At 63.5% G+C, this 13,936-nt stretch carries 10 protein-coding genes; 4 read left to right on the top strand and 6 right to left on the bottom strand.

Annotated features, from left to right (window positions below; genetic code table 11):
* From ACLL97_RS13270 to ACLL97_RS13255, 4 genes are all read right to left on the bottom strand, one after another.
* The coding region (locus ACLL97_RS13270) for a Gfo/Idh/MocA family protein (RefSeq protein WP_411280952.1) at positions 1-669 on the bottom strand (669 nt) is incomplete at its 3' end.
* A gap of 46 nt (positions 670-715) precedes the next feature.
* Positions 716-1,330, bottom strand: coding sequence for a hypothetical protein (locus ACLL97_RS13265; RefSeq protein ID WP_411280951.1), 615 nt, complete (start codon positions 1,328-1,330; stop codon positions 716-718).
* Positions 1,331-1,461: 131 nt separating this feature from the next.
* Positions 1,462-2,880 (bottom strand): M16 family metallopeptidase, encoded by a 1,419-nt coding sequence (locus tag ACLL97_RS13260; protein WP_411280950.1) that lies wholly within the window; start codon positions 2,878-2,880, stop codon positions 1,462-1,464.
* The gene (locus ACLL97_RS13255; protein ID WP_411280949.1) at positions 2,877-4,313 is read right to left on the bottom strand and encodes a M16 family metallopeptidase; all 1,437 of its coding nucleotides are present in this window, start codon (positions 4,311-4,313) and stop codon (positions 2,877-2,879) included. The genes ACLL97_RS13260 and ACLL97_RS13255 overlap by 4 nt, the downstream gene beginning before the upstream one ends.
* A 132-nt stretch (positions 4,314-4,445) precedes the next feature.
* On the opposite strand from ACLL97_RS13255, the gene murB reads away from it, so the two are divergent.
* The 3 genes from murB (at position 4,446) to ACLL97_RS13240 (ending at position 10,745) form a co-directional block, all read left to right on the top strand.
* Positions 4,446-5,405, top strand: a complete 960-nt coding sequence (gene murB / locus ACLL97_RS13250) for a UDP-N-acetylmuramate dehydrogenase (RefSeq protein ID WP_411280948.1) — start codon at positions 4,446-4,448, stop codon at positions 5,403-5,405.
* Between the two features lie 209 nt (positions 5,406-5,614).
* Positions 5,615-9,373 (top strand): carboxypeptidase regulatory-like domain-containing protein, encoded by a 3,759-nt coding sequence (locus ACLL97_RS13245; RefSeq protein ID WP_411280947.1) that lies wholly within the window; start codon positions 5,615-5,617, stop codon positions 9,371-9,373.
* Between the two features lie 28 nt (positions 9,374-9,401).
* Positions 9,402-10,745: a hypothetical protein gene (locus tag ACLL97_RS13240; RefSeq protein WP_411280946.1), complete on the top strand. Its 1,344-nt coding sequence runs from the start codon at positions 9,402-9,404 to the stop codon at positions 10,743-10,745.
* 494 nt (positions 10,746-11,239) lie between these two features.
* Here ACLL97_RS13240 and ACLL97_RS13235 read toward each other — a convergent pair whose 3' ends face one another.
* Entirely contained in the window at positions 11,240-11,719 is a 480-nt protein-coding gene (locus ACLL97_RS13235) for a hypothetical protein (RefSeq protein WP_411280945.1), read from the bottom strand.
* 19 nt (positions 11,720-11,738) lie between these two features.
* Entirely contained in the window at positions 11,739-12,719 is a 981-nt protein-coding gene (locus ACLL97_RS13230) for a creatininase family protein (protein WP_411280944.1), read from the bottom strand.
* Between the two features lie 174 nt (positions 12,720-12,893).
* On the opposite strand from ACLL97_RS13230, the gene ACLL97_RS13225 reads away from it, so the two are divergent.
* The gene (locus ACLL97_RS13225) at positions 12,894-13,925 is read left to right on the top strand and encodes a hypothetical protein (RefSeq protein WP_411280943.1); all 1,032 of its coding nucleotides are present in this window, start codon (positions 12,894-12,896) and stop codon (positions 13,923-13,925) included.
* Positions 13,926-13,936: the final 11 nt, after the last annotated feature.

The following is a 13,936-nucleotide window of genomic DNA, read 5'->3' as shown; positions in this document are numbered from 1 at the left end:
GCGCGGACGCGGAATACCCTGCGCCCTATAGCGCACCGGGCGATCGGTCCACACGTGCACTTCACGGATCTTGCCGAGCACGCCCGAGGCGATGATCTCGTTGATGCGGTGCGAGCCCTCCATCGAGTGACCCTGATTCCCCATCTGCGTGGCCAGCTTTGGATTGGCCGCGGCCGCCTTCTGCAGCAATCGCACCTCGTGTACGGAGTACGCGAGTGGCTTCTGTACGTACACATGCTTGCCCAAGGACATCGCGGCCAGCGCGATGGTGGCATGCAGGTGATCGGGCGTCGCGATCAGCACGGCGTCGATGTCCTTCTGCTTGTCGAGCATCTCACGGAAGTCCGTGTACTGCTTGGCGTTCTTGTACGCTTCACCCAGCTGCACGTTCAGCGGCGTCGGCTCCCCCGTGCGTGGCTTGAGTCGTCCCTCCAGTGAACGCTCGACATACGCGAAGTCCACGTCGCAGACCGCCACGATGTTCTCCGTGAGCATCTGCGACATGTTGCTCATGCCCATGCCACCGATACCAACGCAGGCGATGTTGAGCTTGGCGCTGGGCGCACGATAGCCGGGGCCACCGAGCACCGCACGCGGCACGATCATCGCGCCGAAGGCGAGCGTGGCGCTGTCGGACACGAAGTCACGACGGGAGTATGGATTCGACATAGGAGGCGGCGGGAAGTCGTACGAAGGGGAGATGCACCGAGATCGATCAGGTCGTGACAGCTGGAATCATGATATATCCCTCGCGCCAGCTTCCGTCGAGGCGGATCGGCGGGGCACCCGCCAATTGCACACGGTCAGTGCGACCGGCGGCCCACCAGGCACCGGCGATTCCACCTACGACGGCCTGCAACTGATCGTGCGTGCGCACCTGCTCGAGGGAGATTCCGGTGCGTACCTGCAGCCGCGCTCCGGCGTCCTGCACGTCAGCGACCGAGGCACGCCCCTTGGCCATCAGCGGTGACAGGCCCAGCGCGCGCCACCCGGCCGTGGGAAAGCATTCAGTGAGCACGCGGGCGGGCGATGGCGCGGCGGGATCACCGGGTAGCGCCCAGTCAGCGGACTCCAGAAACGCCGCGAACAGGGCGATCGAAAAGGTCGTGAACCCCAGATACGTGCGTGGCTTTACGCCATCGGGGGGGAGACCGGTCTTGCCGGGGGCGCGCACAGTACGTTCACTGAGTCGGCAGTGCGGCGAATCGGTGTTGGGCGATCGCCAGCCCAATGGGCCATCGATGCAGAGACAGCGAACGTCGTGGGCCTCGACCATTTCCCGCAGCCAGGCGGTCAGCGGTGCGACCGAGGGGCGCCCGCTGAGCGGCACTTCGAACGCTCGCGCCGACAGCGATTCCTGCGCGCCGGCGCGGTCGTAGGTGACCAGCGCAACCCCGATATCGCGGTAGTCGACGTACGCGAGATCGACCGAGAGCGCGACCCCGCGACAGGGTGTGTCGTTCAGAAGCGCAGCATCCGCGCCGGCGTCACCTTGGACGGGTCACCGACGTAGGCCCATCGCACCTTGCCCATGTAGGTGCGAGCCGCTTGCTGAATCTGCTCGGGCGTGACGGCGCGCAGTTCTTCCACAAACTGCGCGGCGAGACGGAAATCGCCCTGATACAACTCGGCACGCGCCAGCATGTTCGCTTGGTCGGCGTTCGTTTCGTTGTCGAGGAAATATGTCACGATGAACTGCTGCACCAGCCGCTCGAGTCCGTCGTTGGTGATCGTGCCCTCGCGCAACGATGTGATCTGCTCTTGCATGATATTGAGCACTTCATCGGGCTGCGTCGTGGTGACATACAGGCCGCCGAGCGAGAAGGCGCGTTCTACGAACGGCGCATTCACGGAGTAGGTGAGATTGCGACGACCGCGTACTTCCGCGAACAATCGGCCACTCAGCACGGCGCAGGCCAGCCGCAGCGCCGGATAGTCCTTGCTCGTGGCCTTGGGACCGTGGAAGTATCCCTGCAAATAATTCGTAGGCAGCGTGCGCTTCTCCAACACATACGCACTCGGCAACTCCGCTGGCGGATCGGGCAGCGTCCACGCGTAATTACCCTTCGGCATGCGGCCCAGCGTCTCGCGCACCAGCTTCTCCACCCTGGTGCGCGACACGTTGCCTACCACGACCAGCATCATGCGCGACGTCACGAACTGCGACGCGTGATACGCCTTGAGGTCGGCGGTCGTGATCGACGGCAACGACTGTTCGGTACCGGTGGGCTCGAGGGCGTATGGATGGCCCGAGAACGCGATGCTGTCGGCGAGGTAGTCGAGCAACGCATCGGGGCTATCCTTGCGTTGACGTGTGGCGGTCACGAATTGCTCGCGTACCAATTCCACTTCCGCCGGATCGAGACGTGGCGCCATGACACGATCGGCGAGAATCGACCATGTGCTGTCGAGGCCCGTGGTGGTAGCACGCAGACTGATCGTGGTCCAGTCGGCATTCGCACCGACCCCGATCGCGCTCCCCAATCGCGCCATCTTCGCGCGCAGTACGTCGCGCGGATACTTCGCGGTTCCGCGTTCACTCGCCTCGAGCAGCAGTGCTTCGATGCCTTGGTTCGTCGCCGTGAGCTGACGCGTACCACCCAACAGATACAGGTTGGCCGCCACCACGTTGTTCGCACTCACGCGACGCAAAATGACCGGGATGCCCGCCACTTCGAACTTCGACGTGAGCGTGTCGGTAGGCGACGTAACCGCCGGCGAGAGTTCCACGGGTTTCGCCGTCGCCGCCTTGGTTGCAGTCTTTGCCACGGTCTTCTTCGCGGTTGCCTGCCCCGACAACGACGTCGCCGCCACTACTACGAATCCCACCACCCACAGCACCCCATACCCCATACTCCCGACTCCATACTGTCTGTTCATGGCCTCACCACCGGACGCGACGCAGGCGTCAGCAATTCTTTCTCCGTGAGCCCGATCGAGCGGCGCGCCTCACTGGAAAGCAGCACACTCGTGACGCGCGGCTTTCCGGCGATGTACGTGCTGGTGTACCGCAGGAGATCGGTGATGCGTTGCTGGGCCATGGTATCCGTGTAGCCGATGAAGTAATCGAGGTTGGAGACGCTCCACCAGAAGCCGATGGTGTGCGCGATCTCCGAGGCCTTCTCGATCCCGAAGGCGCTCGAGACGGTGCGCTGCGCCTTCACCGCTTCGAGTTCGCGCGTGGTCACGTACGTGGGATCGGTGAAGCGCGCGATCTCACGCTCCAACGCCGCCATCGCGGCGCGGTACTTGTCGGGGGTGGTTTGTCCGCTAATCGAGATCGGGCCGGTCTGATTCAGCGTGTAGTAATTCACGCCGACACCCTGCCACAATCCGGTGTCCACCAGATTCTTCTGAAACGTCGAACCGGGCGTGTTGAGCACGTCACTGAACACGTCGGCGGCAAACGTCGCGCCCGGATCCTTGCCGACGCTCGGGCCCTGCCACTGTATCAGCACCGCCACCGCATTGATCGGCTCTTCGCTGATGTGCGACTTGTTGCCGTCGAGTGCGGGAATGGGTGGAATAGGATCCGCCTTGAACGGATCCTCCCCACGCGGCCAGGCACCGAACACTTGCGCCGCCAGCGCGAACACCTTCTCCGGATTCACGTCACCGGTCACGATCAGTGCGCTGTTGTTCGGCACGTAGTATTTGCGCTGAATCTCTCGCATCTGCGCCGGCGTCACGTTGGCGATCACGGTGCGATCACCGATCGTATTCTTGCGACTGAACTGCCCAGGATACAGCAGCTCCGTGGCCTTCTGCTGAAACGCAAAGCCCGGCTGCGCTTCATTGCGATCGTATTCTCCGAGCACGACTTCTTTCTCGCGCTTCAACTCATCGTCGCGGAACGTCGGATTGATCAGCGCACTGGCCAGAAAGCGCAGTCCGCCGGCCACCGAATCGGCCGGCAACGTGAGGAAGTAATTCACACGCTCTTCCTGCGTCGTCCCGTTGAACACCGCGCCCAACTCGGCCGCGCGATCGTTGAACGACTCGGCGTCTGGCAGATCCTTGTTGGCCTTGAAGAACATGTGTTCATACATGTGCGCCAAACCGGCGTACTCGGGACTCTGTGTGAACGCGCCGTTCCGCACATCGATTTCGAGGGTCGCGATCGGCACCCCGTGATTCTCCACGACAATCACCTCCATGCCGTTCGCGAGCACCGTCCGGCGCACCACCTTGGCCAGCTCGACGCGGGACTGCGCCGGCAGCTGCTGCGGCGTGGCCGCGGGAAGGGCCACCGCGAGCAGGGCGGCCGTGAAAAAGTGCCCGAGGAACGGCCGGGCGCCGAAAGGTGCGGGCATGCGACGTGAGCAAAGGGAGGGACTCGCCGAATCGAACGGCTCCGTACCCCGCGCCGAATGGCCGAGGTCCCGGAAGGCGAGCGGTATCACCGGAACGATGGCGTACGACCCCGCTGCGGGGAATCTTTCGGTATGACTCCCGCCCAGATCGCCGACGCACTCGCAGCGGCCGCCGCGTCCTCACTGCCGCTGGAACGCCGTCGCCTGTTGCTCAGCGCACCACTCGCGCCGTTCACGACGTTTCGGATCGGCGGACCGGCCGACGTGCTCTTCGAGGCGCACACGGCCGATGAACTGGCCACGGCGATCACGGCCGCGAAACAGGCGGGGATCCCGTGGTTTGTGTTAGGACTGGGCGCGAATGTCCTGATCGGCGATCGCGGCATGCGCGGCCTCGTGATCCGGAACGCGGCCTCCGGTCACACGATGTCGCCAAGCGGGATGCTGTGGACTGAAAGCGGCGCCATCATGCAGGACGTGGTCCTCGACACCGTGCGTGCCGGCTGGTCGGGACTCGAGCACTACATCGGCATCCCGAGCACCGTGGGCGGAGCGCTGTGGCAGAACCTGCATTTTCTCTCGCCCGCCCCAGAGCGTGAGCGGACGATGTTCATCGCCGAAGTGTTCGAACAGTGCGAGATCCTGACCGAGGAGGGCGAGCGACGCGTGGTTGACGCCGATTACATCCAGTTTGGTTACGACGACACGGTCTTTCACCATCGCCGGGACGTGGTGCTGAGCGCCACGTTTCGGCTCACCAAGGCCGATCCCGCGCGCCTCCACCAGATCCTGCAGGAGAATCTCGCCTGGCGCGGGTCGCGACACCCGTGGCTGCAGGTGCATCCCAGCGCTGGCTCCATCTTCAAGAAGATCGAAGGGGTCGGCGCTGGTCGATTGATCGACCAGTGCGGCCTCAAGGGTTTCCGGGTAGGTGACGCGCAGATCTCTCACATTCACGCCAATATTCTGGTCAACCTGGGTCATGCCACGGCGGCCGATGTGAGGACACTAGTGGCGCACGCGCAGGCGGCGGTCAAGGAACGATTCGGTTACGAACTACACCCAGAAGTCGGCTTTATCGGGGAGTTCTAGGCCGGTTTCGTAGCATTGCACTGTGCGTTGTCTGCTCCTCTGCCTCCTCCGCCTGATCAGTTCTGAGGAGGCCGTCGAGAACCGATCAGGCAGAGGACGCAGAGTGCGCAGAGGAAACGAATGTCGGGTGTCCTGTGTCGAAACGGAGATGCGATGCGATCCGTAGCGTTAGCACCCGCCCTGCTCGTTTCCTCCGATCCCTTCCCGACGTGCTCCGTCGTTTCGTCCTGCTCGCCGCCCTGCTGTGTTCGGCGTTATCCGCGTCTCCGCGGTCCGCTGCCGCTCAACTGGTGGATGTCATCCGTGGCCGGATCACCGGCACCGAGAATGAACCGCTCGACAATGTGGTCGTGGTGGTCACCTCGATCTCCGGCAACGTCAATCGCACCGCCCGCACCGATCGAGCCGGCCGCTTCACGGTCACCTTTCCGGGCGGCGACGGCGACTACATGGTTACCGTAAACGCGCTTGGCTACAGCGTGAAGCGCTTCGAAGTAAAGCGGGGCGCCGACGAAGACATTCTGATTGCGGACGCCAAGCTGACGAGGGTAGGTGCGGTCCTCGATGCGGTCAAAGTCACGGCCGCGCGCCAGAAGGTGTCACGCAACGAGGTGCAACAAGACGTCGGCGGTACGGAGCGTGTCATTCAGAACACCAGCGCGTTGCCGCCGGACCAGATGGGCGATCTCGCTGCGATGGCGGCAACGCTACCCGGCGTGCAGCTGGTACCGGGGCAAGACGGCGGCGCGAATGGCTTCTCCGTGCTCGGACTCGGCGCCGATCAGAATACCACGACGCTGAACGGCATGATGTTCGGCGGCGCGGGACTTCCGCGCGATGCGAGTGTGCTGAGCGCCCTCACCACGTCACCGTATGACGTCTCGCGTGGTGGCTTTTCGGGTGGGCAGTTCAGTCTGCGTACGCGGCCCGGCTCGAACTTTATGAGTCGAGGACTGAGTTTCGTGGGTGATGCTCCCTCGCTGCAGTGGACCGATGCGGCGGCGCGCGCAAATGGGCAGGAGTACACCAACGGCTCACTGGGCGGCACGGTGTCGGGCCCACTCATTGTCGACAAGACATTTTACAACGTGTCGTTCCAGCTTGGCCGTCGCAGTAACGACTTGCAGACACTGCTGAACACCTCGAGTACTGGCCTGCAGGCATCGGGTGTCGCCGCCGATTCCGTGCAGCGTCTCGTAGGCATTCTACAGAACGCGCGTGTACCCATCGATTACAGCGGACTTCCGTCCACTCGTCTGGGCGATCAGGGCTCCGTATTCGGTGCGATCGACTTCACACCGCCGTCGAGCACCAGCGGCTCGGCGTACAACCTCACGTTCAACGGCAACTGGAACACGCAGAATCCAGCGTCGCCGTTGACCACGGGACTGCCCACCACGAGCGGTGAGCGAACGTCGGTGGGTGGTGGCATTCAAGGACGGCACAGCGGCTACTTCACGCTGCGCGGTATCGGCATGCTCACCGAGACATCTGGCGGTATGAGCGCCTCGAGCAACGACGGCTCGCCGTATATGAATCTGCCCGGTGGACGCGTGCGCGTGAACTCGAATTTCGTCGACGGCACGAACGGCGTGCAGAATCTGGCGTTCGGCGGCAATCAGTTCCTCGGTACGTCACAGACGTCGAACAGCATGTCGGCGATGAACACGTTGTCGTGGTTCAGCGCCAACAACAAGCATCGCCTCAAGCTGGCCACTGAAGTGCGGAGCGATGGCTCGTCGCAGGATCAAACGGTGAACCGGCTTGGCACGTTTGCCTACAACTCGCTCGCCGATCTGCAGGCCGGCATTCCCATTTCATTCACGCGCACCCTCGCACCGCGTGAACGCAATTCCCGCATGATGGTGGGTGCGATCTCCCTCGGCGATTCGTATCGCCGCACCAATCGGCTGCAGTTTCAATATGGCGTGCGCGTGGATGCCAACCAGTATCTCGATGCACCGGCGCGCAACACCGAGGTGGAACGACTGCTTGGTGTTCGCAACGATCTTGTGCCCGACGGCGTGTTCGTGAGCCCGCGGGTGGGCTTCTCCTGGCAGTACGGCACAGGTCCGCAGATTGGCGCCTTCGATGGTGCGTTCCGTGGTCCGCGCGCGGTAGTGCGCGGCGGCATCGGCGTGTTTCAGAACACGCCCCAGTCCACTTTAGTGGGTTCGGCAATCGACAATACTGGCCTAGCCAGTGCCATTCAGCAACTCGCCTGCGTTGGACCGGCCACACCGATGCCAGACTGGAATACCTACGGCAATCCGGCGCTCATTCCCACGCGCTGCGCTGACGGCAGCACCGGCACGGTCTTCTCGAACCGCGCACCCAACGTGACTCTCTTCGCGAAGGACTACGCCGCCCCCAGCAGTCTGCGCTCGAACCTGAGCTGGTCGGGGCCGATTCTCCGGACCCGCTTCAATGCCAGCTTCGACGCCACCTACTCGCTGAACACGCGGCAGTCGAGCTTCGTCGATCGTAACTTTGCCGGCGTACAGCGCTTTGCCGTCGACAACGAAGACGGTCGACCGGTGTATGTCCTGCCCACCAGTATCATTCCACTCACCGGAGCGATCGCGGCGGGCGATGGCCGCGTGGCCACGGCGTTTCAGCGCGTCACCGAGCAGCGCAGCGATCTCACATCGCGCAGCGCGCAAGGCAGCGTGCGACTCTCGCCGACGAACTTCAGCACGAACTTCAGCTGGAGTATGAGCTACACCTACTCGAGCGTACGCGAGCAGTTCCGCGGATTCACCAGCACGGCCGGCGATCCGCTGGCGGTAAACTGGTCGCGCGCGTCGTTCGATTCGCGGCACCAGATCACGTACAACCTGAGCTACAACGCGTTCGACTTGATTCGCCTTGGTTGGTTCGGGCAGTTCCGGTCGGGTACACCCTTCACGCCCACGATCGGCGGCGACGTGAACGGCGACGGTCTCGGCAACGATCGCGCCTTCGTGTTCAATCCGTCCTTGAGCAATACATCGAGCGATGCGGCCACTGCGGCCGACATGCGGGCGCTGTTGACCACCGGGTCCCGGGTCGCCCGCGAGTGCCTGTCGTCGCAGCTCGGGAACCTGGCCGCCCGCAATAGCTGTCAGGGCCCGTGGGTGAGCTCGGCCAACCTGTCGATCTCATTCAACCCCATCAAGCTGCACTTACCGCAGCGCGCCAATTTGTCATTTAATGTCTCGAATCCGCTCGGTGCCGCCGACTTGATTCTGCACGGTGAGCACAATTTGCGCGGGTGGGGACAGCAGCCGTTCCTGGATCAGGCATTGCTGTACGTGCGCGGTTTCGACGCCGCGACCAAGCGCTACCGGTACGAGGTGAACCAGCGCTTCGGGGCCACCAACCCGCAGTTCAACAGCTTGCGCGTTCCGGTAACCATCACCGCTCAGTTGCGCTACGACATCGGCCCCACGCGTGAGCGGCAGGTGCTCTCTCAGTCGCTCGACCGCGGTCGTCGCACGAAGGGCACGAAGGCGGGCGAAGCGATGATCAAGGCGCAGTTCGGCAACGGTGGTGTGCCGAACCCACTGGCTACGATCCTGCGCGATCAGGATACGCTCAAGCTGTCGTCGGATCAGGCCGACAGTCTGGCCACCATGAACCGCCGCTATACGGTGCGGCTCGATTCGATCTGGGCACCGCTCTCGAAGCGTTTTGCCGATCTCCCCGAGCGCTTCGATCACGATGCCATTTACGCGCAATACGTGAAGGCGCGTGAGGCGAGCATCGACATCCTGCGAACGTACGCGCCAGCAGTGAAGGGATTGCTGACCGACGTCCAGCGTCGCAAGCTGCCGCCGTTCGTGGCCAGCGCGCTCGACGATCGATACCTCAAGTCGATCCGTTCGGCCACCTCCGGTGGCGGTGGTGGCATGATGATTCCCGGCGGTGCGATGGTGATGACCGGCGGCATGGCTGGTGGCGCGCCGACGATTGAAATTCGACGGTAGTGCATTTCTCATCACAACGACTCCAGTCATGACTTTTACGTGTGCGCGACTACTCGCGCTTCCGACCATTCTCGCGACGCTGGCTTCGACCGCAGGCGCGCAGGCGCGTCCCCCGATCCGTCAGCTCGGCGCCGTGCACGCGAGCACCACCGATTCGCTCGGGATGGTGAACAACGTTCGCGCGCTCCCCGGCGGAACACTGCTGATCAACGATGCCGCGAGTCGTCGCGTGCTCCTCGTAGACTCGACGTTCAAACTGATCAGCATCGTGGCCGACTCCACCAGCAGCACGGCCAACGCGTACGGCCCGCGCTCGGGTAGTCTGATCGCGTTCCGTGGTGACTCCACGCTGTTCGTCGACGCGGCGTCGCTCTCGATGTTGGTGATCGACCCTGCGGGCAAGATCGGTCGCGTGATGTCGGTGCCGCGCTCGCAGGACGCGATGCTGTTGGCCGCCGGCGGACTCGGCACCGGCGCGTACTATAGCAACGGCTATCTCGTGTACCGGGGCATGCCGGGGCTTCGCATGCAGATGGGGTCCAGTGGCACTCCGACGATGCCGTTAGTGGCCGACACTATGGCGATCGTGCGCGTCAATCTGCAGTCGCGCGCGGTGGATACGGTGGGCTTCATCAAGATCCCAAAGACGAACACCAACATGTCGCGCAGTGACGACGGCAAGATCAGTATTACAATCGAAGTGAATCCGTTGCCGGTGGTCGACGACTGGGTCGTGACGTCCAGCGGCGATGTGGCATTGATTCGCGGCAAGGACTATCACGTGGACTGGATGTCGCCCGATGGTACGCATCGGTCGTCGCCCAAGATGGCCTTCGACTGGAAGCGCCTGAGCGACGAACAAAAGGTTGCGCTCATCGATTCAGTCAAGGCGATTCGTGATCGCGCGGCCGCCGCGAATCCGGGGCAGGGCAACGCGATGGCCGCAGCGTTCGGTGCGGCACTCGGCATGGGCGGCGCCGCCGGTGGTGCTGCCCCGCAAATGGTGATGAGCTTCGACATGCGCGGCGGCCCCGGCGGTCCCGGCGGCCCTCCGCGCAGCGGCGGGGCCCCGCAGATCATGGCGCCACAAATCAATTACGTGTCGCCCACCGAGTTACCCGACTACCAGCCGGCGTTTTTCGCCACGAGCGCGAAGGCTGATGACGACGGCAACATCTGGGTCCGCACGATCCCCACCAAGCCCGCGCCCGGTGGCGCGGTATACGACGTGATCAACGGCAAGGGCGAGGTTGTGGAGCGCGTGCAGATCCCCGAAAACCGCACGATTGTAGGCTTCGGTCAGGGTGGCGTGGTGATTCTCGCGCTGCGCGAAGGATCCACAACCAGGCTTGAGCGGGCGCGAGTCAGGTAAAGGGTTGGCTGCTGCGAACGGTAAACAGCATTCGCAACGACAACTACAACTGCAACCGCTGGAACACGGAATCAACGGATTTTGCAGAACCGCACAGATCAGCCGAGAACGTCAGTTGCTTATCTGTGCGGTTCGGTGTCATCCGTTGGTTCCGTGTTCCGGTTGTTCCAGCTGTTCCAGCTGTTTCAGCTGTTTCAAGCGATCGATTGTGTATCATTCGCGCGCAGCCCACGCCCGGTGCTGCCCACTACGGCGTGATCAATGCCAAGGGTGCGGTCGGGGTTCGCGCAAGGAACCCACCACCAAGTTGGAGCGGACTCGGATAAGGACAGCACTCGCGATGACCGGCATTCGCAACCGCAACCGCAACCGCTGGAACACGGAATGAACGGATTTTGCAGAACCGCACAGATCAGCCGAGAACGTCAGTTGCTTATCTGTGCGGTTCGGTGTCATCCGTTGGTTCCGTGTTCCAGTTGTTCCGCAGTTTCGAACTATCGATTCTCAAGCAGTACGTCTCGTGTCGCGCTGCGACAGAGTCGTTCATCACTCCGACAGAAGCTCGTACGCAGCGAGCCGCGAATCGGCAATGCCGACCGCGCCACCGTGATCGATGCACGCTCAACGAAGTAGGCGCTGTCGTCGGTCACGGTGGGCGCGAGGAGAAGAAAGCGACGCCCGTCGGTTCCTTCAATGACTGGGGGCAACAACGCATTGACGCGCGCCCCCGGCTCCACCGAAATCATCACGCGCACAGAATCGGCGCCGAACGCGAGCTCCAGGTCGGGGGGCACCACTGGGCGCAGGTCGGGCGCGAGCTGGGGCAACTGCGGCAACGCGGTCACGATCGGCGCACCGGCGAGCGGCTCGGGTACGGGAGCGCGATCACCGGCGCAGGCGCCGACTGCAAGGCCCGTGAGGGCAAAGACAGCAGCGGGGAGCGCGGCGCTTCGGATGGAGCGGAGAATCAACATGGCCGGAAGGTAGTGGACTTCAGTTTCCGCCCGTGCGGCGCGGTGGCGCTGGCAAGGTGCCTTTGTTGGCCATCGCCTTCTCGATCGCTTCGACCGTGACTTTCGTACGGAACTCGACGATCTGCTTTGCCCACGCGGTCGCCTTCTTGCGGTCAGCAAGCGATACCCCGTTGATGGTGAGCACCTTCGCCTTGGCGCGTTCATCATAACGAATGGACTTCGGATCATCGATGAACATGTTGAGCGCGATTTCAGGATCGTCGTGCAACCCTTCGGCCACCGTCTGATGGATGCCGAACTGCTCCATGTGCTTCGCGACGCTGGCGTAGTCGTAGTACTCCTGGATGTGCGCCACGATCGGCGCACCCTGCCAGATCTTGGTGACCGAGTCGGCCACCCACCGCTGTCCCGCCTGATTTCCGCCGCTGTCGCCGATCAGAATGATCTTGGTGAAGCCGTGCGCCTTGAGGCTGGCCACGAGATCCGTGAGCAACATGCGGAACGTTTCTTCACGCATGCTGATGGTGCCGGGCGACACCATGTGTCCGCTGGCCGGACTGATGTTGCCCTCGGGTACGAACTTCACGATTGGTGCGCACAGGGCATTGCCCAGCTTCCGCGCAATCGCCTCGCAGTTTGTGTGCAGTACGTAGTTGTGCTTGCCCGTTACAAGCCACGGACCGTTCGGTTCCATGCCACCGGTGGCGATGATCGCCGTAGTCTTGCCGGCCTTCATGGCATCGCGCACGTCCATCCACGTCATCTCTTCCATCCACACCGTATTCGGCGCGGGCAGCGGATTCACTGCGTCGATGCAGTTGTACGGATTGGCCGAGCAGTTGCCGCCGCCCATGTTGCGCGGATCACGAGCGGCGGCTGGCGGAGCGCCACCCTGAGCGCTGGCGGCGCTGCTGAGCGCAACGGACGCCATGGCGCTGGCCAACGCGGCGCCCAGAATCACGACACGATGTGGGGCGCGCGCGAGTATGCCTCGGATCATTGCAGTGCCTCGGAACGGTTGAACGGTGGGAGGACTCGGGGGTGGTACACGAGAGAATGCGAGAGGATGCCGCTGAAATCGTCACGGCGCCAGAGCGGACTGGGGGTCGAATGCGTATAGTGTCGACGGGCGCGTGAACGACGCGCCCCTATCGACTCTCACCTTCGGGACACCATGGCCTTCCCTGAACGCCCGTCTGCCGTTCTCGCGCTGACCGCCTCGGCGGCCCTCGTCGTGGCGACGGCGCTCGCTGCGCCACTCGCCGGTCAGAGCGCCCCCGTGTCGGCGCCCACCCTCACGCTCGCTGAAGTGCGGGCGCTGGTGGAAGCGCATCTGGTCGTCTCCGCGATTCACGATTCGAGCGACAACAAGGCGGCACAGCAGAAGAACAAGACGAAAGAGGCGCAGCTCGATCTGCAGCAGAGGAAGCGCGAGATGATCACCGAAGCGCTCGCCAAAAAGGGGATGGCCGACTCCGTGTTCTCGAAGCGTCGCTTTTTGGTGAGCAGTAATGCGACACTGCGCGCGCAGTTCGACAGCATCCTTTCAGTGGTGACGGGCGCACCCCTGCCGGGCGTACTGGTCGCCGCACCGTTGGCACCGGGTGCCGTGGCCGCGTCGTCGTTGCCGCCGGGGCTCGTGGGCACGCACCTCGGCCACGTGGTGTCGAGCTTCATGGACACACCCGACAAATCGGGCTTCCTGCCGATGGCGCTCGCGGAAGCGAAGATCGCAGCGCAGCATGCCGCGTTTGCCGCGCGCACGCCGGACAATCTCCAGTCCATGCAGACGCACGCGGGACACGTGATTCATGCAATCGACCCCGCACAGGCCCCCAGCGGCCCCGGCAAGGGCTTCGGTATGAAGCGCGCGGCCGGTGGTATTGCCCATCACGCGGAGCTTGCGGCCAAGGAACCCACGGCATCCGCGAATGTGAAAACGCACGTCATCCATATCGCGACGGCCGCGCGGAACGCGATGGCACGCGGTGATCAGGCGATCGCCATCGCCAAACAGATTCAGGGCGCAACGACGGCGGCGGCCGCCGCCGCACTGGTGTCGCAGCTCGTGTCGATCTGCGATCAGCTCATTGCGGGATCCGACAACAACGCCGACGGTCGTGTGGGCTGGGGAGACGGCGAAGGCGCGCTGCAGCAGGCGCAGGATCACCTAGGGCTTCTCCTCGCCGGCGAGAAGAAGCCCTAGCCAAAGACGTG

It is taken from the genome of Gemmatimonas sp., assembly GCF_046594945.1.
Lineage (GTDB): Bacteria > Gemmatimonadota > Gemmatimonadetes > Gemmatimonadales > Gemmatimonadaceae > Gemmatimonas.
Note: the sequence above shows the minus strand (reverse complement) of the source record. Positions and strands in the feature narration are given on the sequence as shown.